At 58.9% G+C, this 23666-nt stretch carries 11 protein-coding genes; 6 read left to right on the forward strand and 5 right to left on the reverse strand.

The genetic code is table 11. The features are described from left to right. A complete protein-coding gene (locus JNN07_08605; GenBank protein ID MBL9167788.1) occupies positions 1 to 1113 on the reverse strand; it encodes an efflux RND transporter periplasmic adaptor subunit in 1113 nt (370 codons plus the stop codon). Between the two features lie 112 nt (positions 1114 to 1225). On the opposite strand from JNN07_08605, the gene JNN07_08610 reads away from it, so the two are divergent. Both JNN07_08610 and JNN07_08615 read left to right on the forward strand, forming a co-directional pair. Beyond that, positions 1226 to 2068, forward strand: coding sequence for a sugar phosphate isomerase/epimerase (locus tag JNN07_08610; protein ID MBL9167789.1), 843 nt, complete (start codon positions 1226 to 1228; stop codon positions 2066 to 2068). A gap of 643 nt (positions 2069 to 2711) precedes the next feature. Continuing rightward, positions 2712 to 5540 (forward strand): hypothetical protein, encoded by a 2829-nt coding sequence (locus JNN07_08615; protein MBL9167790.1) that lies wholly within the window; start codon positions 2712 to 2714, stop codon positions 5538 to 5540. Between the two features lie 163 nt (positions 5541 to 5703). On the opposite strand, the gene JNN07_08620 is transcribed toward JNN07_08615, so the two are convergent. Next, the gene (locus JNN07_08620) at positions 5704 to 8223 is read right to left on the reverse strand and encodes a hypothetical protein (GenBank protein MBL9167791.1); all 2520 of its coding nucleotides are present in this window, start codon (positions 8221 to 8223) and stop codon (positions 5704 to 5706) included. Between the two features lie 226 nt (positions 8224 to 8449). Between JNN07_08620 and JNN07_08625 the strand changes: the two genes are divergently transcribed. Together JNN07_08625 and rsgA are read left to right on the forward strand one after the other, a co-directional pair. Then, entirely contained in the window at positions 8450 to 9583 is a 1134-nt protein-coding gene (locus JNN07_08625; protein MBL9167792.1) for a hypothetical protein, read from the forward strand. A gap of 175 nt (positions 9584 to 9758) precedes the next feature. Further along, positions 9759 to 10850 (forward strand): ribosome small subunit-dependent GTPase A, encoded by a 1092-nt coding sequence (gene rsgA / locus JNN07_08630; protein ID MBL9167793.1) that lies wholly within the window; start codon positions 9759 to 9761, stop codon positions 10848 to 10850. Here the strand turns inward: rsgA and JNN07_08635 are convergent. Further along, on the reverse strand, positions 10847 to 12820 hold the full coding sequence (locus JNN07_08635) for a CRTAC1 family protein (GenBank protein ID MBL9167794.1): 1974 nt from the start codon (positions 12818 to 12820) through the stop codon (positions 10847 to 10849). The genes rsgA and JNN07_08635 overlap by 4 nt on opposite strands. Before the next feature lie 97 nt (positions 12821 to 12917). On the opposite strand from JNN07_08635, the gene JNN07_08640 reads away from it, so the two are divergent. Both JNN07_08640 and JNN07_08645 read left to right on the forward strand, forming a co-directional pair. Further along, positions 12918 to 16712, forward strand: a complete 3795-nt coding sequence (locus JNN07_08640; GenBank protein MBL9167795.1) for a VCBS repeat-containing protein — start codon at positions 12918 to 12920, stop codon at positions 16710 to 16712. A 373-nt stretch (positions 16713 to 17085) separates the two neighbouring features. Further along, positions 17086 to 21066: a hypothetical protein gene (locus JNN07_08645; GenBank protein MBL9167796.1), complete on the forward strand. Its 3981-nt coding sequence runs from the start codon at positions 17086 to 17088 to the stop codon at positions 21064 to 21066. A gap of 84 nt (positions 21067 to 21150) precedes the next feature. Here the strand turns inward: JNN07_08645 and pgl are convergent, their stop codons facing one another. After that, entirely contained in the window at positions 21151 to 21864 is a 714-nt protein-coding gene (gene pgl, locus JNN07_08650) for a 6-phosphogluconolactonase (protein MBL9167797.1), read from the reverse strand. Then, the gene (gene zwf / locus JNN07_08655; protein MBL9167798.1) at positions 21864 to 23417 is read right to left on the reverse strand and encodes a glucose-6-phosphate dehydrogenase; all 1554 of its coding nucleotides are present in this window, start codon (positions 23415 to 23417) and stop codon (positions 21864 to 21866) included. Before zwf ends, pgl begins: the two co-directional genes overlap by 1 nt. Between the last annotated feature and the right edge of the window lie 249 nt (positions 23418 to 23666).

Here is a 23666-nt window from a genome sequence, read left to right on the forward strand (position 1 = left end):
TTAGTCTTTCTGGTAGGGCAGGGCCGCCTCGGGCGGGGCCATTTTGACCGGCATGCCGGGGGCTAGCTTTTGAATGCCTTCAACCACCACCTTATCGCCGGCGGCCAACCCTTTGATGATCTCGGCTTGGCCGGCGAGGCGGAGGCCTACGGTGACCGGGCGCATCTGGGCTTTGGCTTCCTGATCCACGACGAAGACGCTGACCTTGTCCCCATTGCTGATGAGGGCGGGCTCGGGGATGACCAACGCGGAGTCTCGCAGCCGCAAACTGAGCTCCAGGCTGGCGAACATTCCACCTCGCAGCTTGCCTTGGTCATTGGGGACCTTGGCCTTGATGAGGGCGGTGCGGGTGCCGGCGTCGAGTTGGGGGGAGATGAAATAGACGCTTCCTTCGAAGATCGAACCCGGAAAGGCCGCGACGGTGAACTTCAGGGGCTGCCCGATCTGCAGCTGACTCAGGTATCGTTCGGGAACCTGGACCTCCACTTTGACGGTATCGAGGTCAACCAGCGAGGTGAGGATCGTGTTTTGGGAGATGACCTGGCCTGGGCTCACCTCGCGTGCGCCAACGATGCCGGTGAACGGCGCCACGATCCGAGCGTCCTTCAGGTTGCGGCGCATGAGCGCCACGGTCGCCTCGTTCACGGCGTGAGTGGCCACGGCCTGGTCATGCTCCTGCGGGGCGACGAGCTTTTCGCCAAGGAGGCGGCGGGTCCTTTCGTATGTGGCGCCGCTCAACTTCAGATTGGCTTCAGCCTGATTGAGGGCGGTTTCCAGACGGCTTTCATCGATGGCGATCAATAGCTGACCCTTCTCGACGCGCTGTCCCTCGCTGAACGCGATCTCCTTGATGGTTCCGTCCATCTCCGCCTTGACCTGGACAAATTCGTTCGCGGTGATGGAACCGACGAGGCCGACGCTCTCGCTGATCGGCTTCAGTCTGGTTTCGATGGCCACTACCTGGATGGCAAAGGCTCCCTTAGGCGGGCCCCCGGCCGGGGCTCCCGTCGGGGCGGGCTTGCGGCATCCAGTTCCGGTCAGGCTCAGAGCCATACCGGCCAGCACAACACCCCAGACAGCCGCTTGCGGCCGGTTCCAAATCCACGGTTTCATTGTCGACCACTGGACACTAAGAGACAGGTCCTAGGAAAGCCAAAACGAGGCCCAGATTTCGACGGATCGCTATTGATCGTCGCGGCTGCCTTCTCTAGCCTGCACTCATCCTATGAGAATTGGCATTAACTCTTTTCTGTTCACCTCGCCGTTCACGAACGAGAGCACCAAGCTGTTTAAGACTTTCAAGAAATGGGGCTTCGACACGGTGGAGATCCCGATTGAGGATCCCTCGCACATTGATCCCGCACACGTGAAGCGGGAGTTGGACAAGTACGGTCTGGCCTGCGGATCCGTCTGCGCCTGCATGGGTGGCGGACGCGACTTACGTGGTACGCCGGAGCAGCAGAAGACGGGCTTGGATTACATGAAGAAGCTGATCGACCAGATGGTCGTCCTTGGCTGTCCTTCCCTCATTGGGCCGGTTTATTCCGAGGTTGGGCGTGCGGATGCCGTTCCCCCGGATGAGTATAAGAAGCAGTGGGCCACGGTAGTGAAGCATCTGAAGACGCTAGCCAAGTACGCAGAAAAGAATGGACGTCAAATTTGCCTCGAGCCCTTGAACCGTTTCGAGACCGACTTCATCAACACCTGCGACCAGGGTTTGAAGATGATCAAGGATGTGGGGAGTCCAGCCTTGAAGCTTCACCTCGACACGTTCCACATGAACATTGAGGAGAAGAACCAGGCGGCCGCCATCAAGAAGGCTGGAAAACACCTGGCGCATTTCCATGCGTGCGGAAGCGATCGCGGAACTCCCGGCAATGACCATATCGATTGGAAGCCCATCGCGGCCGCCCTCAAATCGATCAAATATAAAGGTGACGTCGTGATCGAATCCTTCACGACCGACGTGAAGGTGATCGCGCGTGCCGCCGCGATCTGGCGTCGTATGGAACCCACCCGCGATGAAATCGCGGTGAAGGGAATCAAGTTCCTGCGCAAAGTGCTCTAATCGTTTGCCGCTCCAGGCGGTGATTTTTCCGCCGGGGATTCGTGGACATGGTGCCACGGATCCCCGGTTTTTTTGTAGTGTGGGCATCGAGTTGGGTTATGGACTGCGGAGACACGTCTCCGCTTTTCCTGCACGCCCCACAGAAACTCCGGCTACACCGAACTAGGCGCAGGCGGTCGGCCAGCTATTCAGCAACGTGAAGGAAAAGCGGCGGCATGCCGCGCGCGGTCCATAGGGGAGGCAACCCTTGGCTTTCCTTCGTCGAAAGTGGAGTCCGAAACCTGGTCGGGGGGAGCGGGTTATTTTGCGGGCCTCGCCCCATCGTTGTTTTCACTTGGATCATGAAAACATTTCCCACGACTTGTGAACTCATCATGAGTCCCCGGGTTTTTGGCTCAGGCGTTCACCTGACACTGTGTCCAAGACGCTTTTAAGCAGGCTCTTAAGTGTAACTCAAAAACTGGAAGCCCTCCCGGAACCGTGCGCTGGGCTCTCAGTTGCGCGATCCTGAGTTGCGCTTCCATGCAGCCAGATATGGTTAAGAAATGCTTTAGAATGGACAGTCAGGTGGGGCATTGATAGGAGAGAATGTAGCCATTGTGCTTTCGTAAAGCATGCTATCAGTGAGTTGTATTGCATTGTTATGACACCTTCGCAAAGTCCCTGGACGAGACGGGCGCTCTCCGCCGCACTTGTCCTTACCTTCACCACCTCGGTTGTTTCCGCTGCGGTCACCTACTCCGACGCGGTCCTTGCAGACCAACCGGTTGCCTACTGGCGATTCAACGACGGATTGACCGTGCCGGTTCCGGACCTGGCCGCGAACCTGGGTTCGTTAGGCGCGGCTGCCACCGGCTCCTACAATGGTGCTAATCATCCTGCTCCGGGTGCTTTGGGCAAGGGCACGGATACGGCAGCGAGCGTAAGTGGTGGGACTCACGTCGGGATCCCATTCCAGGAGTCCCTCAATCCCAATGGCCCGTTCACCGCGGAGGGATGGTTCAAGCCGGGAACGGTCATTACCGATCCCGCCGTCCTAACGTGTGCGATGTCGTCGGGAGACTTTCTCGCCCCTCGCGCGGGATGGTTGATTTATCAGGGTTCCGGGGGGTTTAACTTTCGCCTGTACAACCAGAATGGGCTGAACACCTCTGCGAGCGTTACCGGCGGGGGGCCGCTCTCCCTGAATACCTGGTACCACGTGGTCGCGGTTTATGATGGCGCCGAGGCGATTCTGTATGTGAACGGCGAAGAGGTGGGGCGTCAGGCTGTGAGCGGCTATGTGGCGGGTCTGGCGGGGTCGTTTGTCGTGGGAATGCGCGCCGACAACGGTTTCGGCTGGAATGGCACCGCTGACGAGGTCGCCTTTTATGGCGCGGCCCTAACTCCGGAGCAGATTTCCAACCATTATGCCAACGGCCTCAGCGACGCGCCGTTGAAGGAGTACTCGGAAACGGTTCTAGCGGATGCTCCGTTGGGTTACTGGCGGCTCAACGAAGGTGCCTTTACGCCGCCGGTGGCGGCCAATGCGGGCTCGCTGGCAGCGGTGGGTCAGGGTGCCTATCGTGGGGGAGCCATCAATTCGACAGAAGCTCCTAAGGAACCGGCCTTTATCGGGTTTGAACCGGGCAACACTTCTTTGGGACTCGATGGCATCAACAGTTATGTCTCCACGGTCCAGGGCTTGCTGAACGGCAAACGGAGCTACACGGTTTCGGGATGGATCCGTCGGGGAGCTGATCAGTTGGCTCGTACGGGGCTGTGGGGGCAAAACGATCTGATGGAATTTGGGTACATCGACAACACCACCATCCAGGCCTACACCGATGGGGCGTTGGATTTGCGTCCCGGCCCGTTCGCGAATGACGAGTGGGGGCATCTGGCGGTGGTCTCGGATGGTTCGAGCATCAGCATCTACGCGAACGGTGTCCTGGCTCTCAGCCGCACTCACTCGACTCCGGCGGACAACAGCTTCTTCTTCAATATCGGCGGCGGTGGTGTCTTTGATGGCGGCGGAAACTTCTTTATCGGCCAGATCGACGAGGTGGCGGTGTACGACAAGGCCCTCTCCGCGTTCCAAATTTGCAATCAATATGCAGCGGCAGTGGCCAAGGCTCCTGAGGTGGCGGGCGAAATGGTGCCCGTGACGGTGTTTGCTGGCACCAAGGTGCAGGTGTCCTCGGTCATCTGCGGAAGCCCTTCGTTTTCGTATCAGTGGTATCGCTCGAACGGTAGCCTGGTCGCGGGGGCCAACGGCGCGGCCCTGGTCATCCCCAACGCGCAGGTTTCTGATAGCGGAGACTACTTCGTTCGAGTGTCGAATGATTACGGCACGGTGGATTCAGAGCTGGTGACGGTGACCGTCGAACCCGCTTCGCTGCCCCTTTTGGAGCCTCTAGCCGCTTCCCTCACCCGGTATGCGGGAACGAAGGCCGTGCTTGCGGTGACTGCCTCCGGAACCCCGCCGTTCACTTACCAATGGCAGCGTAACAATGCCGACATCCCCGGGGCGACCTCGGCTCGTCTGACTCTCGATGAGCTGACCACCGCCGCGGCTGGGGACTATCGGGTGATCGTGAAGAACCCGGTGGGTGACACCGCGAGCTCGGTGTCGGTCCTTACCGTTAAGGTGCCCGTTGTTGGATCTTACGAGGCGACGGTGGTAGCCACGCGGCCTTCGGCCTACTGGCGTTTGGGTGAATCCGACGGCCCCACGGCTTTCGATTATGCCGGTGGGTTTGACGGCATCTACACCTCCGTCACGTTCGGTTCCACGGGAAGCATTGCTGGCGATTCGGACACCGCTGTCGACTTCAATGGTAATGATAGCTCGGTAACGACGCCTGCGTCCCTCAATGCGCTCTCGGCGTTTACGTTGACCGGATGGATCCGGCGCGGAGGCACTCAGGCGGCGCGTACCGGTCTATTTGGCCAGAACGACCTGATCGAGTTTGGCTTCATCGACGACACGACCTTGGAGGCCTACTTCAGCTCGGGTGATTCCATTGACATCACGAGTCCCGTAGCGGATGAGACCTGGGCCTTTGTAGCTCTGCGTGGCACCAGCACCGGGGCGAGTCTGTTTGTAGACGGACAGGCCTTGGGACGAGTGGATGGCAACTTCTCTTCCTACGGTTCAACCTCGTTTGGATTCAACATTGGGGGCGGAGGAATCTTTGATGGAACGGGCAACACCTTTTCGGGTGGGATCGATGAAGTGACCATTCATGACCGTGCGCTCGGTGACGACGAACTCTGCCGCCTCTATCTCTCGGGCACCGGCGCGCCGCTGGTGCTGACAGTTGCTGCGACCGAGTCCGGGTATGCGTTGACCTGGCCCTGCGGCGTGCTTCAGAGCGCAAGTTCATTGAACCTGGACGGCACCGCCAGTTGGACGGACGTTCCGGCGGCGACCTCGCCGTTCAGTCTGGCTGGACTGACGGGGCAGAAATTCTATCGCGTTCGCTACTAACGCTGTTGGTAAAATTGCCTGATGAAGAGCGGCGGGTAACCGCCGCTCTTTTTTTTGGGGGGATTTGGTTGGTGAACGTGAGATCCATCCTCGCCGGCCGCACTCTCCATCCCCACCGTGGGCGTGCAGCTAGGCCACGGAAGCTTGCTGTGGGTTCCCGGATTCATTCACCGGCGCCAAACAGTGAGCGATAGACCTCGGGAGGTAGTTGTTCCCGGAGCCGGGACTGAGCCTGCTTGGCGCGGTCGCGTTTTCCCTCGGAGAGCTCGAGTGCGAAGTCATACATGATGTCGCCCGCCTGGCTGGCCAGCTCGACGGCTGAGTTCAGGTTGCGGGTCCTGGCCACCGGATCCTTCCATGTGTTTTGAATCCAGCGCTGGAGGCGGCGTCCCGTGCACAACTCTTCCTGGCTCTCCCCCGCGTGCAGCAAAGGTCCTAAAATTTCAACCCAGGGGCGGTCTTCGCGATTGATCCGTGACTCGCCGCTGGGCAGCTCCCCGGCTTCGATATATCCGATGAAATGCATCCAGACCGCTGTGGCGTGGTTCAAGTGAACGTTTTGTGGGTCTGGAGTCATGCTGCGGATCCGTTGTTCCACGGTATCGAAGGCCAGGCGGAAAGACTCGCCGCCCCCGATCAGGGCGAGAGCGGGTTGGGTGGGCGAGAAGTCTCCACGCCAGACCCAAGCGCGAGGAAAGGCGGTCAGGAAGGTTCGAACCAGGATATTCACCTCCGTTTCGGAGAGCTGAAAAAGGGGGAGCCACTGGCAGAAAAGTCCGTCGGGCTTGAGGCTCTGCCGAGCGGCCGTGAAGTGCTCTAAAGTAAAGAGTGATCCTTCACCTTGGCGCCAGGGAACAACCAAGTCGCTGATGATGACGTCGAATCGCTTTGAGGTGGTCCGCAGGTAGTTCCGGGCATCCTCGAGAATGACGGTCGTCTGGGGGGACTCCAACACCCCGGCATTCGCCTCCTTGAAGTGGGATCGAGCGGCCATGATCACTTCGGGCACTAGCTCCACTGCGACTATTTCTTTCAATGAATGGAACATGGCTCCTCCAGCCGTAATGCCCGTGCCGATGCCCAGAAACGCGGCGTTGGTCGGGGAGGGATGTAGCAACAACGGCAGGTGAGTTTGCATGCGTTCATCTCCGGTGGAGAGAGTGCCGCCCAGCATGTAGTGATTGTTGAGTTTCAAGCGGCGTGAATTGCCTCGATCGACCACCGAAACGATTCCATAACTGCCTTCCGAGACCTGAACCAGCGATTCTCTTTGTGCCGAAACCAATCTCAATCGAAGCCAACCTTTTTCAGCCCAGAAGGCGCTCGTGATCCCGGTGGCTATGGCCACTGACAGAGCGACCTTGCCCGCTCTTCCGCCGTCCGGTTGGCGAAGAATTCGTACCAGCCCGCACAGGAGCAGTAGCGTGGAGGTCCACAGGATGCTTTTCCAGAGCCCGAGTTGGGGGGGTAGCCAGAAACCGGCCGCGAGGGCACCGAGCACAGATCCCACAACATTTGCCGCGAGCAGGGTGCCGAGCAGTTGGCTTACGGACTTCTCGGGCCGGTTACGGCAATTCTCTTCCATGATCGCGGGCAACCCCATCCCCAGCAGTGTTATGGGGAGGAACAGAACGGCGATCGTCAGGAGCCCGAGTCTCACTCCATACTGGCCCCATCCGCCACTGGCGGGAAGGTAACTCAAGTGGTCCGTTAGCCATAGGAAGATGGGGGGGCCTGCCGCCGAGAGGGCGCCACCGGCGAGCCAGGCCCAGCCCAGCAATTTCTGAGGATCGATCCCTCGTGCCAGGCAGAGTCGAGACGCTTGCGCGCCCACCGCCAATGCCATTACGAACAAGCCTACGATGACCGAGAACGAATACATCGAGTTTTCGTGGACTTGCGCGAACGCCCGGTTCCAAAGTACTTGCAGAGCGAGAGTGACCGCGCCCGAGGTGGCCGCGAGAGCCCATCCTAAGGCTGGGTTCGAAGGCGCGCTGTGAGGTCGCAGCCGGGTCGCGGGGGGGCTGCTCGGAGTTGGGGAGGAGGTCGACGGCGGAACACGGCGATCCCAGAGAAAGGCGACCAACCCAATGAGTAGATTTCCGGAGATCGCGATCCACTCACTCGCGCTGATGCCCATGAACCTCAATAGGACGAACGGAACGATGAGTGCACCCGTCGCGGCACCCAGGGTGTTGGCGAGGTAGAGACGGCCGGCGTTCCACCCGATGCGACGTTCCCCTCCGTCGACCAGCTCTGCCAGGACGGGGAGGGTTCCTCCCATGCAGAAAGTCGGGAGGCCGATGGCAAAGAATCCCATCACCACCTTGCTGGCCAGGAGCAGGCTGGGTGTGGTTGCCCAGGTTTGAGACAGAGAACGGTATAGGGGTGCGAACAAATCGAGGAGGACGGGCACCATCATGGCGCCTATGGCGATCAGCAACTCGAGGATCGCGTAGGTTCTGAGGGGACGGTTCCACCTTGGGGAAAGTCTGCCGAGTATCCAGCTACCCAAAGCCAGGCCTGCGAAGTAGGACGCCAGCACCGCTGCCGTGGCTGGTGCGGCACTCCCGAACAGCAATCCGAATCGGCGCTGCCAGAGGATCTCATAGACCAAGGCGAGGGCACCCGACATAAAGAAGAGACCGCAAATGCGTAGGTTTCTTGAAGCAGATGGAGTCATGGATGGGTGCTCGGTGAAGTTCACGGGCCGATTCGCGAGACGATCAAATCCCTTGAGATCAACAAACTCAACGACAATCCAACCTCGGATTGCTGAGGTCATCACCGTTCTTGTCATTCGCCCCTCAAAACACGCGTTTCGCCCCACCTCCGCCCCACTCCCTCCCCTTTTATTACTGGTGAGGCTTCGTGCGTAGTAGAGTGTCGACACAACCCAAACCGACACTATGAAGCTGATTGAAGTACTTCCCTTCGTTCCACTACCTACCCGCATTCCCCTGGCCGCGCGATGCCTCGCTGTGTCCCTTAGCCTGGCATTGCTCGTGCCGCAGCAGAGTTCAGCCCAGGGCTGCGTTGCCGCTCGAGGGTCCGGCGCAACCTCCTGCCTGATGGGTGGGCACGACATGATGGCGGACGGTGCTACCGACGCAAAATGGCAAGCATCGGTAGGGTACCGATGGCTCCACTCGGATCGCCATTTCACGGGAAGCCATGAGGAGACCCAGCGCCAAGCTGAAGGCAGTGAGGTTATCAACGACTCTCACTTCATTGATGTGGGCATCAGCTATCGCATCAATCCCCGATTCAGCGTCTCGGCTGCTCTTCCCATCGTGGTGAACGATCGCTCGCAGGTCGTAAGAAACACCGCACGCGCGATCCTGGGTCGTTTCCACACCCAATCCTCAGGCATTGGAGATGCTCGATTGATGGCGAATGCCTGGATTTGGAATCCCGAAACCCATCGGAAAGGAAATCTGAATCTCGGAATGGGAGTCCTGCTGCCTACAGGTGAAAAGGACGCTACGGACATTTTTCAGGTCTTTCGCGCGGGGCAGGTCGTTTCTGAAGAGCGAACCGTGGATCAATCGATTCAGCCCGGCAGCGGCGGATGGGGCATTATTCTGGATCTCTACGGATATCAGGAGATCATGCCGCGCCTGAACGCCTATGTGAACGGTTCTTACACTATCACCCCCGAGGAACAGAATGGGGTACGAACCTTCCGAAATGGCGCGGGTGAGGGAATCATGTCGATCGCCGATGGTTATATGGGGCGAACGGGCTTCGATTTTTTGGTGGCTCCGAAGTACGGGGTTACCTTGAGTCTCGGTGGGCGGATTGAGGGTGTTCCGGTGCATGATGCGATTGGTGGCAGCACGGGGTTCCGTCGGCCTGGATTTGCCGTCTCGATTGAGCCGGGGGTATCGGTGGCGGTGAAGTCGTGGAGCTTCAATCTCTCGACACCGGTGGCGGTGTATCGCAACCGGCAGCGCAGCGTTCCGGATCAGGCCCGCGGGGCTCATGGGGATGCGGCGTTTGCGGACTACACCGTGCAGTTCAGCGTCGCGAAGCGGTTTTAGTGGATTAGGTTTGTTACTCGTAGATTGGTCGCTGTTTGTTTGCTAAGCATTCCGGCGTGCGGGATAGCCCGTGCGCCGGAATGTTTTTGTCTGGCTTCGGCGGCTGTGTTCGGCACCATGCACTGGATCCCCATTCTGGGTTGGACCCAGAAATGGCAATCGATTTGATCGAGCGATGACATTGGAAGACATTGGCTGGAACGCCGCGTTTGAAGCTGAGTTTGCGCCCTATCGCGAGCAGGGCTGGAAGCGGGCTCGATTGATCCGCGACAACAAGATTTCCTACGGGGCGATGGTGGAGGATGGAGAAATTCGCGAAGTGGTGCTGGGCGGAAAAGTCTATCATGACGCGGAAACCGACGCCGAACTTCCCGCCGTCGGTGATTGGGTGGCTTTGGGGATGGAAGCAACCGATACTGAACCCACGATCCGAGCCCGGTTGACCCGGCAAACCTGTCTCTCTCGCAAGGCCCCGGGGCGGAGCACGGAAGAGCAGGTGATTGCCGCCAACGTGAACGTGGTGGTGGTGCTCACCGATGCGGGTCCCGACTTCAATCTCAGGCGGATGGAGCGCTACTTTGCCATTATTGGGCGCAGCGGCTCGAAAGCCGTGGTGCTGGTCAATAAATCCGACTTGTTTGAGGAGGCGCAGAACCGCGTGGCGGCCGAGGCCATCCAGTCGTTGAACCCAGACGCGGATGTGCATATCACGAGCGTGCAACAGGGACGGAGCCTACGCGTATTGAAGCAGTACTTGAAGCGCGGCGTTACGATGGCCATGTTGGGCTCGAGTGGAGTCGGCAAGTCTTCGGTGGTTAATCTGCTCCTGGGTGAGGAGTCTCAATGGACTGACGAGGTGAACGCGACGACCGGCAAAGGGCGGCACACAACCACCGACCGTGAGCTGCTCGTGCTGCCGGAGGGTGGAATGCTGATCGACAATCCCGGAATTCGGGAGGTTCACATGTGGACCGATGAGCGAACCTTGCGTGAACGATTTGCGGACATCAATGAACTCGCGACCCGCTGTCGGTTTCATGATTGCAAGCACGGCACCGATGCAGGTTGCGCCATTCGGGAGGCTATCGCGGCGGGCGCACTGGATGCGGGCCGCATGGCGGGCTTTTTGAAACTTGATGAAGAGATTGAGAAGCTCCGCCGCAGCCGTCGCAAGCGTCAGATGATCGTGGAGAAGCGCACCCGCCGTGGGTTTCACGCGAAGGCCCACGAGTTTGAGGACCGCCGGCAGTCCGACCACGATGATTAAGGCTCCGTGAAGGTAAGGGTTTGGTTGATGCCGATGCCCTTGGTGCGAGTCTCTCGCTTACCCGATGGCCATTTGATGCCAATCGATTCGATCTGAGAACTGTCGCCCAGGCCAAAGTAAAGCGGCATGGAGCTTTGTGCCAGATACCCCGACTTTCCGTCGTGGTAGCGAGTGTAGTTCGTTCCGCCCGCCCTTACCACGACCGTAGCTCCCAGGGCATCTCGGTTCGATTGAGTGCCGCGCAGCTTGATCTTGAGAAAGTGAAGCGGTCGCTTTTCCGAAAGGTTACTCACCAGGACTTGCGAGCGATAGTTTAGCTCGCTGGTGACGATGTCGAGGTCGCCATCGTTGTCCAGGTCGAATATTGCAGAGGAACGGCTGCTTAGCGCGCCCATGACCGGGAGTTCCCCCGATCTCCCACTGCACTCAGGCCGGCTCCGATCTGCGCCATCACAATCGAGCACAAACCAGACCTTCTCGGTGCGTCGGTCCCCGCGGGGTTCCACGCCCAGAATGAACTCACTGTCCACAAACCTCTGCCCTCCTTCGTTCAGGAGGACGGAGTTGATGGCGTAACGGAAGGGGTAACCCATGCCTGCTGTGATGAGGAGGTCTTCATAGCCGTCGGCGTTCAGATCCCCGGCGCTGCTGCCCCAGGGCCAGTAGGTTTCGACGCCCAACGCGGTGGATACTTCGGCAAAGCGACCGTTTCCGGAGTTCAGATAAAACGCATTGCCGAAGAGATTGTTGCTCGATCCCTGTAGATACCCCTCAGACCATTGTATCGCACAGAACGCCTCGCTCTTGGCTTTCTCCATGGCAAGGTCGAAATTGAGGGCTTTTTCCGTCTGCGGCTGAGTCATATCCGAGTGCATGTCGGTTACGAAGAGATCCATGAGTCCATCGAGATTGTAGTCAAAGAATCGGGGCTGGATGGCTCCCCACGGGGTCTTTGGAAAATAATCAACGGTGCGGTCGACCAGCTTTTTGCCGGCGTGATTCTCGTAGTAGTGGTCATCTCCTTGCATATTCGCCAGGTAAAGATCTGGAAACCCATCCTCATTCAGGTCTGTGAAGGTTGCATCGCCGCTCCAGCCTAAATCCTCAAAACCCACGGCGGCATTGATGTTCGTAAATCCAGCCCAGGCGGCGGGCTGCCCTGGTAGCGTTTTGCGCTGGGCATCGCCGCGATTCCGGTAGAGAAGGCTTGTCTCCGAGCGTTCCGGGAAAAGATGTCCCGCAAAGGCATTCGTATGAGAAAGAAAGTAGCCTCCTCGTCCCCTCTGATCGGTGGTGTATTTCCCCACGTTGACGAGCAACAGATCCAGCCATCCGTCCCGGTCGAAATCGAAGAAGACCGCCGATGAGGAGTGGCCGGAGTACTGCACCCCCGCCTGGACGGTGATATCGCGAAACACCCCTTTACCCAGATTCTCAAACAGACGATTACCATGCCGAACCGTCGTGACGTAGAGGTCTGGATCGCCATCATTGTCCACATCTGCGAACGAGGCCCCCACGCTGATTTGGTTAGCCATGCCTACCCCTGCTTGTGTGGTGATGTTCTCAAACTGACCGCCTCCAATATTGCGCCACAGCTGGTTGGTTCCGAGTTGGTTGGTGAAGTAGAGATCGAGCAAATCGTCGCCGTCGACGTCCGCCACGGCGAGACCGTTCCCGTGATCGTAGTGGGCGGCTTTGTAATCGCGTCCGGCGTCATCCACGATCCGATGTTGGAAGCGGATCTGGCTTTGGACAACCCGATCCGTGAATTGAAATCCGTGGAAGCTCCTTAAGGCGGGCGCGGTCGCGGCTTGCTGTCGAGCACGTTGGCTCAGCATCTTCAGAGTGATCTCATGAGTCGATTCGGCCTTTCCGGGCATCGATCCGTGAGCGAGTAGGAGGCAAGCCATGACGAGATGAACAAGGCGGGCTTGGCCGGTGAATTTCTGCAGGAGATACGAATTCATGGGCGGAAAGGAATCAACGTTCGCAGGACGAGTTTCGGAGTTCGGACTGGACCCTAGCATCCCAGGGCTTAGGCTCACAAGCACTACTACCAACTGTATGACCCGTCGAAGCGATCTGCCGTGCTTTCTTTCGCCTGGCTTCCTTGCCGGGTGCTGGCTGTGGGGCATTCTGAACAGCATCGTTAGCCTGGTTCCAACTGCTGAGGGCGCGGTTTCCGAGCTGTGGAAACTGGAACGGGATTATAGAATGCTCAGTTTGTCAGTGCCGGCCGAGGGCAGGGAGGGTTTCGTTCAAGTGATGCCGGAAACCTCCGGTATCACGTTCAGCAATCAACTGGCCGAAACGCGCGCTTTGACCAATCAGATTTTCCTCAATGGCTCGGGCGTCGCCGCGGGGGATGTGGATGGGGACGGTCGTTGCGATCTCTACTGGTGCGGCTTGGATGGCCCCAATGCTTTGTACCGGAATCTAGGTGGCTGGCGGTTTGAGGAAGTGACGGACAAGGCGGGCGTCGCTTGCGCCGACCAGGCCTCGACCGGAGCAGCATTCGCCGATGTTGACGGTGACGGTGACCTCGACCTCCTGGTCAATGGTATCGCCCGAGGCACGCGGCTCTTCCTGAACGATGGGGTCGGTCATTTTAGGGAAGCGACGGCGGAATCCGGTTTGCAGAGCAACCGTGGCAGTACATCACTGGCTCTGGCAGACGTCAACGGCGACGGCAGACTTGACGTTTATGTGGTCAACTACCGGAGTGACACGATGCGTGATATGCCCGAGATCCAGTTCGATGTTCGGCGCACGAACGGGCTTTTCCAGTTGTTGGCCGTTAATCGCAAGCCAGCGACTGATCCTGACTTGGTCGGGAGATTCACATTTGACCAAGCGTCCGGTGTGTTGGAGAACGGGGAGGCCGATCAACTTTTCTTGAACGAGGGAGGAGGCCGATTTAGGGCTGTTAGCTGGACTGACGGCCTGTTCCTCGACGAATCGGGTGATCGGGCATCGATCCCTTACGATTGGGGTCTCTCCGCCATGTTTCATGACTTGAACGGCGACGGCTGGCCAGACCTCTATGTGTGCAACGACTTTCAATCCCCGGACCGGGTCTGGATCAACGACGGCCAGGGACGCTTTCGTGCGCTGGCGCGCGAGGCGATTCGACAGACGAGCCTGTTTTCCATGGGGGTGGATGTCGCGGATCTGGATCGTGACGGCAGAGACGATCTGTTCGTGGCGGACATGTTAAGCCCCGACCATGTGAGGAGGCAGGTGCAGGTGATGGACGCCATGGCTTTTGGCCAGGTCCGTGCGAGTCAAGGCGATCGCCCTCAATCCCCGCGCAACACGGTTTTATGGAATCGGGGCAACGGGACCTATGCTGAGGTGGCGCATCTGTGTGGTTTGGAAGCGTCTGATTGGTCCTGGTGTCCACTGTTCCTGGACGTGGATCTGGATGGGTTTGAGGACCTCTTGCTGACGACAGGTCACGGGCGCGATGCGCAGCATGCGGATGTGGCCAAGGAAATCGACGATCTCAAGAAGCAGCGTCCGATGAGTTTTCTTGAGGAGCTTCAATTACGTCGTCGGTTTCCAGTTTTGGACACCCCCAACGTTGCTTTTAGGAACCGCGGCGACCTGCGTTTTGAGCCGCATGGCACTGCTTGGGGGTTTGACTCCCGGCAGCTCAGTCACGGCATGGCGGCGGCTGACTTAGATGGGGATGGAGATCTGGATGTGGTGGTGAACTGCCTGGGATCATCGCCTTTGATCTACCGCAACGACACGACACGTCCCCGTGTTGCCATTCGACTGCGAGGGACTCATGGGAACACCCATGGGATTGGTGCTCGCATTCAGGCTTCTGTTCCCGGGTTGCCTGTGCAAAGCCAGGAGATGAGAGGGGGCGGCCGATACATGAGCAGCGATGATCTAATCCGGACCTTTGCTGCCGGCTCAGCCTCGAATCGTGTGGCACTGGAAGTTCGCTGGCCCGGTGGACGAATCACGCAATTGACTAACTTGCCGGTTAATTGTCTCTATGAGATCCGGGAGCCGAGCGGAGCGAGCGCCGACACTCTCGGTGGGCGGGCTGTTGCGAAAGTCCAGCCAGGCTTGTTCGAGGACCTGAGTTCCAGTCTGAAGCACTTGCACGTCGACGAGCCAACCGACGATTATGCTATCCAGTCACTGTTGCCGCGGCGTTTGTCCGATCTTGGGCCGGGAGTCGCGTGGTTCGACTTTAACGGCGATGGATGGGAAGACCTCCTTGTGGGCGGGGGGAAGGGAGGTCGGTTGGGAGTCTTTCGGAATGATGGTAAGGGGCAGTTTATTCGCCAGCGAGCCAAGCCGCTTGAGGCGCCTTTGGACAGAGACCTGAACGTGGTCCTGGGCTGGCAACCAAATGAGACCAATCGAGCTCTGCTGCTGGGATTGGCTAACGAAGCGGTCGGCTCAGGTCCCCGATCGGGGCTCCGAGAATTTTCGGTAGTAACGGGGGAGTTTCGGGATGATGCCTGGCGTAGCGAGCAAAGCACGGGCCCCATGGCTCTGGCGGACGTGGATGGCGATGGAGATCTCGACCTATTCATCGGTTCCCGGTGCATCCCTGGACAATACCCTGCTCCGGCTACGTCGGGAATGCTGCTGAACCATGATGGACAGTGGCGCGTGGACTCCGTGCGGAGTCACTTCCTCGATCGAATCGGACTGGTGAGCGGGGCCTTGTTTAGTGATCTGGATACGAATGGCCGACCGGATCTGGTGATCGCATGCGACTGGGGTAGCATTCGACTTTTGGCAAGCACGGGCTCAGGTTGGAAGCATCTGGATCCCGAGTTGGTTTGGCGCCAGGTGCCCTCGCCAATTCCTCCGCCGCGGCGGCTTTCGGCATTTACCGGATGGTGGACCTCGCTGGCAGCGGGAGATTTCGATGCGGACGGGAGGCCGGATTTAGTTATGGGAAACTGGGGGAGGAACCATTTTCGGAATCGATTTTCTGCACATCCGACGACCCTGAGCTATGGAGACAGTTCTGGTAACGGAACTTTCGCGCTATTGGAGTCCCATGTTGACGATGGGCTCGGCCGGTCGGTTCCGGCACTGGATCTGGGCTCCTTGCGACGAGAGTTTCCCTCCCTGCAGGAATCTTTTCCAACGTTCGCGGCGATGAGTCGGGCGGGTCTGGCGGAAGTGCTTTCGGCCGGCCTGCCAGAACTTGCCTCCGTCTCGGCTGCCAGCTTTGACTCAGTTGTGCTGCTGAATCGAGGTGACTCGTTTGAGGTTCGGCCTTTGCCTGTTTTGGCACAAGTGTCGCCGGTTTTTGGCATTGGGGTTGGCGACTTTGACGGCGACGGCTGTCAGGACCTGCTCTTGTCGCAAAACACCTTCGGCACGCGCCCAGGCGAATCCCGGCAGGACGCCGGTGCTGGCCTCTGGTTGAAGGGTGCGGGAGATGGCACCTTTAGCGCCGTCGGAGCCGACCGCAGCGGACTCTTGATTTTGGGCGAGGGCCGAGGGGTTGCGAGCTGCGATTTTGATCATGACGGTCGGCTTGATGCGGTCGTGGGACAGCATCAAGGGGCCACTCGATTGCTTCGAAATCAGCTGGCTCTTGCGGGTTTGCGGCTGCAGCTCCAGGGTGGACCAGGGAACCGGCAGGCCATCGGTACCAGCGTGCGTCCGATCTACTTCAATGGCGAGCAAGGACCGCTCCAGGAAGTGCGTCTGGGCAATGGCTCGGGGTCGCAAGATGGTACGACCCTGCTGCTGGCCCGCCCTACCGAGTTGAGCGCGGTATGGATTCGGTGGCCGAACGGTCGGACGGAAGAGGTTCCCGTAACTAAAGGATCGATGAACCTGTCGCGCTTCCAGCCCGGGATTCGGGAGTAGCGGCTCGGTCATCAGGCTGAAGGCGAAACTTCGAACACACGACCAAGCCTCACCCGGAAATACTCATACCCGAGGTCGAAGCCGGAGCCGACTCAAATTGTGGCTTGACCTCGGTCGAGTTAATCTTTACCCACTTCGTTAATCCCTAAAGACACTGTCTAGCAGCGCATGAACAAACGACTCCTGTTTGGGTTGTTTTGGCTATCCGCATTGAGATGGAATTCCCAATTTCATTCTCTTCGTCGGATGGAGCCCAGCCTTGGGGCGTGTCTTATTCCAACTCACAACAAAGGATCATATGTTTAGTCTTGTCCATAGAGACCCTCCTGCCTCTCCCTGCCTGGCAGCGAGTTTATCCAGGGCCCTCGCTGCTTTGGTAGCAGGCTTCCTGTTCCTACAGGCCATTCCGGCCTCGGCTGATTTCAATTCTGTCGTTTTTGAGGACGATTTCTCCTCGGGTGTGATTGATCCGGCGAAGTATGCGCCGGACGCACCCTTCTTCGAAGGAGGGGTGGGCGACATCCACGCGGAGGCCGGAGACGGGGTGCTTCGCTTCGTGGGCACGACTAGCGCCCAATGGTGGGCTGGTGGGACCTTGAGGGTGGTTCCGACATTTACGGCAACGGAACAGTCCAAGGTAGCCTTCTCCATTGATCGCGTGGCAGAGGCTGGGGTGGGTACCGCCTCGCGTAGCGCTCTGTGGATATTCGATGAGACCCAGACCAAGTACGTGCTCTTTGCCGACGTTCGGGCTGAGGGCGGATGGCGCTTCAACCGCAAGATCGGTGAGGATGGCGACGTGCCAACTGGGAGTGGGACGGACATTGCTGCGTTCAATGGTGGAAGCTTCGATGACGCTGGGCTGCACCGGATGTCGATCGTGGCTGACGGTAAGACCGTGAAGCTGCTCCTCGACGGGGTTGAGGGTGCGGAAGTGAAGTTTCCCTTCTCTAAGGTTTTGTTTCACATCGGCAGCTATGCCAGGGCAAACAACGACACCGCCAACACCACGTGGGATAACCTGCAGGTTCAGACCATCCGCGAAGGTAAACTCGTGTTCTCGGATGACTTCGGCTCGGGTGCGATCGATCCAGCGAAGTTCCAACCGGATGCCCCCTTCTTCGAGGGAGGCACTGGCGATATCCATGCAGAGGCGGCCGATGGGGTCCTCCGTTTTGTAGGCACAACCTCCGTTCAGTGGTGGTCCGGAGGGACTTTGCGGGTAGTTCCGACCTTCACTGCAACCGAGCAAACTCCAGTTCAGATCACCTTGGACCGTGTTTCCGAGGCCGGCGTAGGCACCGCTTCGCGCAGTGCGCTGTGGATCCTGGACGAGTCGAAGACGAAATATGTTTTGTTTGCCGACGTGCGCGCTGAGGGCGGTTGGCGATTCAATCGGAAGATTGGCGAAGATGGCGACGTTCCGACCGGCAGCGGCACGGATATCGCTCTCTTTAACGGCGGTACCTACGACGATGGGGGGCTTCACCAGATGAGCATCCTGGCCGATGGCAAGACAGTAAAACTCCTCTTGGATGGGGTCGTTGGACAGGAAGTTAAGTTTCCGTTTAGCAAGATAAGCTTCCAGTTTGGCGCGTATGCCCGGGCGAACAACGACACTGCCAACACGACGTTTGACAACATCAAGGTGGAGACCTTGACACCCACCACCACCCGGGTCTTTGAGGACGATTTCTCCGCAGGTACGATCGAACCCTCTCGTTACGTTCCCGACGCTCCCTTCTTCGAGGGTGGAGTGGGAGACATCCACGCGGAGGCTTCTGGCGGGGCCATTCGCTTTGTGGGTACCACAAGCCAGCAATGGTGGTCCGGCGGCACCCTGCGGCTCGTGCCGACGTTCGAGGCATCCGACGAAGCGACGGTGACCTTGACGATTGATCGCGTGGCGGAAGCTGGGATTGGCACGGCCTCTCGCAGTGCGCTATGGATTCTGAACGAGACCCGGGACAAGTATGTTCTATTCGCTGATGTGCGTGCCGAAGGCGGCTGGCGCTTCAACCGCAAGATCGGTGAGGACGGCGATGTGCCCACGGGTAGCGGGACCGATATTGTGGCATTCAACGGGGGTAACTTCGATAACGGAGGACTCCATCAGATGGGTATGATCGCTGATGGCAAGACCGTAAAGCTACTGCTGAACGGGGTCCAGGGCGCTGAGGTCAAATTCCCGTTCTCTCCGGTCGTGTTCGAGTTTGGCTCCTATGCTCGTGCGAACAACGACACAGCGGACACGACCTGGGATAATCTGATCATTGAGACCACGGGGGGGGCGGGTTTTTCTCCCTCGGAGACTGGAGTTCGAGTGGGTGCGCTTAGCGCCCCCATCACCGTGCGCATCCCCACGGGCCTTAATGCCCAAAAGGCAATCACCTTGAAGGTGGTGAGCAGCGACCCCTCTGCGGCCATACCCGACGGCGGCGTAGCGGGATCCCTTGATCTGGTTTTCCCTGCGGGCGGGGGCAACACGGCAACGTTCCGCGCTCGGGGCGTTGGGCTTGGTGCGGCGGCGTTCTCGATCGAGGGTGATTTGCTTTCCCCCAATCCATTGAAGGTGACCGTTGTTGGTGGTCCTGGAACGGTTCTGGACGAGGACTTTGCTGAAGCGAGTCTGAATCTCACTCGCTGGCAAGTGGTGGATCGCGGGTTTGAAGCCAGCGGGACGGGTACCTTTGCCGTGAGCCAGGTCGACAGCTTGCTCGATATTTCCGGTTCCACGGACAGTGACTACTGGCCCGGCGCCTCCATACGCACGGTTCAGAGTTTCACCGCCAACAAGGACCTCAACCTGGTGTTCGACGTGGATCGAGTGCTTCTGGAGCAAGTCGGCACAGCTGGCCGCAGCGGCGTTTACATCACCACTGCCGATCGATCGAAATACGTCTTCTTCGCGCAGAATGTCGGGGAGAATAACTGGGAGGTGAACGTGAATCCCGGCAATCCGGAGGGCAGTGGAACCACACTGACTGCGTTTGCGGGCGTTACCGACACGGGAGGCCATCGGATGAGGCTCGTCGCGAATGGTTCGACGGTGCAGGTGTTCCTGGATGAAGTCTTCGGGGGAAGTTTCCCGTTTGAGGTAAACTCAGGAATTCACTTCGAACTGGGCGCTTATTCCCGAGCGGTGGGTGACACGGTCCATGTGCAATACGACAGCGCCAAGGTGCAGCAGGTCCTTCCCTGCATCACGTTGGATCCTCAACTGGTCACTATGACCCAAAGTGAAGCAAACAAGCAGGTTACCATAACCATTCCCCAGCTGCTGAATGACATTGCTTCGGCCACTGTGACGGTGACGAGCCGAGACAAGACGGTAGCGGTGCCCAACGGCAGCGCTAGCGGGAGTGTCGTACTTAACTTCGCTGCTGGCACGGCCAACTCCCAGACATTCGTGGTCGCAGGCGTTGGGAAAGGAACCACGGTGTTCGATATCACCAGCAGCCCAGGAGCGTGCGTCAATGGATCCCTGGCGGTTGAAGTGGTGGCGGACCCGCAGGTGCTGGTTGCGGACACCTTCTCAGGCACAGAGTTCGATACCGGCCTTTGGGTGTTGGACAATACTCCGTTCGGCACTGGCTCACCTCGAGAGGAGACCTCCGCCATCACAGTTGAGAATGGCTTGGTCAAGATCAACGTCGAAGCCCTCTCGTCCGCCTGGCCGGGACTGGGATTGTTCACTGCTCAGAGTTACGCCGCGAGTTTGACCGCTCCGCTGACCTTCGAGATCGACCGTGTTTTGCACGACTTCGTTCTTGTCACGGGCACAGGTGCGCAGCAGCGAACTGGGATCTGGGTTAAGGACGGCGCGGGGCACTCGATACTCTTCGCCGATAATGTTGCCCATGACGGAGACAACTACGGTTGGCGCTATAATCGCGTGATCGAGGCAGAAGATGACAATGCGGGTGGCGAAGGAATCAATATCGCCGCCTTTGACGGCCCGGGATTCAACGATCAGAAGTCGGCCCGGATGAAGATCGTGGTGAATGGTGCGACGGCGAAACTGTTCCTCAATGGAATCTTAGGGGCGGAGATTCCCTTCCCCTATGCATCGGGACTGACCTTCGGGTTTGGTGCCTATGTGGCCGCCGCCACTGACATCGTGACGGGCTACTTCGACAACGCTCGCCTTCTCGGCGGGGAGGCTCAGGTACTTCGGGTTAGTGCCAAGCCGGTTGCCGCTGGCGTTGAAATTGGTTGGACCGGTGGCACGCTGCAATCCAGCGAGTCCCTGAGCCCGGCGAACTGGGTGGATGTCACTCCGGCACCTGCTGGAAATACGCTCACCGTGAATCCGGCGCAGGCCGCCAAGCGGTTCTATCGAGTTCGCCAATAAGAGCCACTTAGGATTGGACTAAGTCCATTCGTATCGTCATTCACAGGGCGGACCCAATTTTGGGTCCGCCCCCTTTTTTTTCGCTCAGCTGCTTATATCCGAGAAGATGCGCAGTGAGGGTCGTGAGGCTCGTACTTTGCCGAGCGGCAGCTCCCTGGAGATGAGGGAGGAAGCTAAGGCGTCCTGCTTGCCTTTGCCGGAGGCCAGCACCCAGACCTGCTTCGCCGCCTGGATCAGCTGATAACTCATGGTGATCCGATGCGGCGGTGGTTTGGAGGCGACCACCGGACGGAACCAGGGTGTTTCGTGGGTCTCTTCGAAGGGATCTCCGGGAAAGAGCGAAGCCACGTGGCCATCCTCGCCCATCCCCAGGAAAACGAGATCGAGCGGCGGACTCGGTTCCGTGTCGGGGAAGAGCGCCTTCAGTTCCGACGTGGCAAACCGGGCCGCCTCGTCCGGGGGCAACTCGCCGCGAATGCGATGGATATTGGAAGTGGGGATTCCCAAGGGCTCGAGCATGAGTTCCTGCGCCACCGCGAAATTGCTTTCAGGATGATCCGGGGGTACGCAGCGCTCATCGGCCCAAAAGAAATGGACTCCTTTGAGAGAGAACCCACGAGCTCTCGCCTTTTGCACGGCGTGTGCGAAAAAAGTCTTGGTAATCCTCCCTCCTGAAAGTGCAACTGTGAACGGCCTGGCGGAGTGGATGGGAGAGGCCAGCAATTCGAGCCAATCCTCGGCCGCCTTGGCGGCCAGGAGCACGTCGCTCTCAAACTGCATCAAGTCGACTCGATTCATTAGGTCGCCGGCTGCGGGTTGCGCCAAGTGCGGCCGTGAAAGTTTAACATTTCCTCGGCGCTGCGCGGACCCCAGGTTCCGGCAGGATAGAATTCCCGTTCGGTAAGTGGCTTGTCCCCCCAGCCCGCCCGGATGGGATCCACGATGCCCCACGCGGTTTCGACTTCGTCGCGGCGAATGAAGAGGGTGGCATCGCCGGCGATCGCCTCGAGCAGCAGCCGCTCATACGCCTCCGGCGTGTAGGCCCCGAACTCGGTATCGTAGCTAAAATGCATGCGGACTGGACGAATCTGCAAGGAGTTGCCGGGGACCTTGCCATTGAATCGGAGGGTGATGCCTTCGTTTGGCTGCAACCGCAGGGTGATCGAGTTGGCGTCGAGCTTGGCGCCACACTGGGCGGCGAAGAGCACATTGGGAGTAGGCCGGAATTGAATCCGCACTTCGCTGGCGCTGAACGGCAGGTATTTGCCGGTGCGAAGGAAGAAAGGAACTCCTGCCCAGCGCCAGTTGTCGACGAACAGCCGCATGGCTACGAAGGTTTCCGTGTTGGACGCTGGATTGACCTTCGGTTCCTGACGGTAAGCCGGACAATTGACCCCATCGAAAAGCCCTGCGGTGTATTGGCCGCGGATGACATTGTTGGCGATTTGCTCCGGCTGCCAGCGTCGCACCGAGCTCAACAGTTTTACCTTCTCGTCGCGGACGGCTTCCGCTTCCAGAGAAACCGGCGGCTCCATACCGACTAAGGCGAGTACCTGCAGCAGATGGTTTTGCAGCATGTCGCGCAGGGCGCCAGCTTCTTCATAGTAGCCTCCTCGCCCCCCGACGCCGAGCCTTTCACCGACCGTGATTTGAACATGATCGACCGACTGCCGGTTCCACAGCTGCTCGAAGATCGAGTTCGAGAACCGGAACATGAGGATGTTCTGGACCGTCTCTTTGCCGAGGTAGTGATCGATGCGGTAGATTTGCTTCTCCTGCGCAAACTGGGTCAGGTCGCCGTTGAGCTTCTGGGCCGATGCTAAATCGTGGCCGAAGGGCTTCTCGACGACGACACGTTGCCATCCTCCGTTCAGCGGATGTCGGCTCAGCAGCTTGGCGTTGTTGAGATGCTCCACCACTTGCGCAAATTGGCTGGGGGAGATGGAAAGATAGAACAGCAGGTTGCGTTGGAGTTCGGGAGTGGGAAAGGAACTGAGGATGCCGCTAAGCTTGGCATAGGCGGCGGGCTCGGCGAGGTCTCCCTGGCAGTAGACGAGGTTGGCAGCAAACTCGGCCCACACTTTTTCGTCCACCTGCTTGGTTCGGGAGAACTGTTGAAACGCGAGCTTCAGCTCCTCGCGCCAGCTGGCATCTGACTTTTCGCGTCGCGCAAAACCAATGATCCTAAAGGGGCTGGGCAGGCGCTTTTCGACGTACAGATGATACAAGGCGGGGATCAACTTACGGGCAGTCAGGTCCCCGCTGGCTCCAAAAATGACAATTGAGCAGGGTTCCACCACCTTACGGCCGAGGTCCAATCGGCACGTCAAGACTTCATCCAGTTCGTCCATGCGGGGGTCACAATGTCGAAGGGACGAATGAAATTCAATCACTGTTCACAGCAATTCCCTGTCCTGGTGAGCATGTTCCCCAACGTCGATCCCACTGGCATGAGATCAGGTAAGACCCAGGTGGCCCCGGACTTTGGCCGTTCTTGGTGCGTTGGGTGAAGGTTCGGGGCTCGGTGGCGGATGCCGAACCCATCGGAGGTCACACCGTTTTGCGCGCCGGCGGGTAACAATCGGCCAGTGAACGAGCAA

Source organism: Verrucomicrobiales bacterium (assembly GCA_016793885.1).
Taxonomy (GTDB): Bacteria; Verrucomicrobiota; Verrucomicrobiia; order Limisphaerales; family UBA11320; genus UBA11320.

Coding starts and splice junctions, on each gene's coding strand:
- JNN07_08610 (MBL9167789.1), top strand. CDS start 1,226: ATGAGAATTGGCATTAACTCTTTTCTGTTCACCTCGCCGTTCACGAAC.
- JNN07_08640 (MBL9167795.1), top strand. CDS start 12,918: ATGACCCGTCGAAGCGATCTGCCGTGCTTTCTTTCGCCTGGCTTCCTT.
- zwf (MBL9167798.1), bottom strand. CDS start 23,417: ATGGACGAACTGGATGAAGTCTTGACGTGCCGATTGGACCTCGGCCGT.
- JNN07_08615 (MBL9167790.1), top strand. CDS start 2,712: ATGACACCTTCGCAAAGTCCCTGGACGAGACGGGCGCTCTCCGCCGCA.
- JNN07_08625 (MBL9167792.1), top strand. CDS start 8,450: ATGAAGCTGATTGAAGTACTTCCCTTCGTTCCACTACCTACCCGCATT.
- JNN07_08635 (MBL9167794.1), bottom strand. CDS start 12,820: ATGAATTCGTATCTCCTGCAGAAATTCACCGGCCAAGCCCGCCTTGTT.
- rsgA (MBL9167793.1), top strand. CDS start 9,759: ATGACATTGGAAGACATTGGCTGGAACGCCGCGTTTGAAGCTGAGTTT.
- JNN07_08620 (MBL9167791.1), bottom strand. CDS start 8,223: ATGACTCCATCTGCTTCAAGAAACCTACGCATTTGCGGTCTCTTCTTT.
- pgl (MBL9167797.1), bottom strand. CDS start 21,864: ATGAATCGAGTCGACTTGATGCAGTTTGAGAGCGACGTGCTCCTGGCC.
- JNN07_08605 (MBL9167788.1), bottom strand. CDS start 1,113: ATGAAACCGTGGATTTGGAACCGGCCGCAAGCGGCTGTCTGGGGTGTT.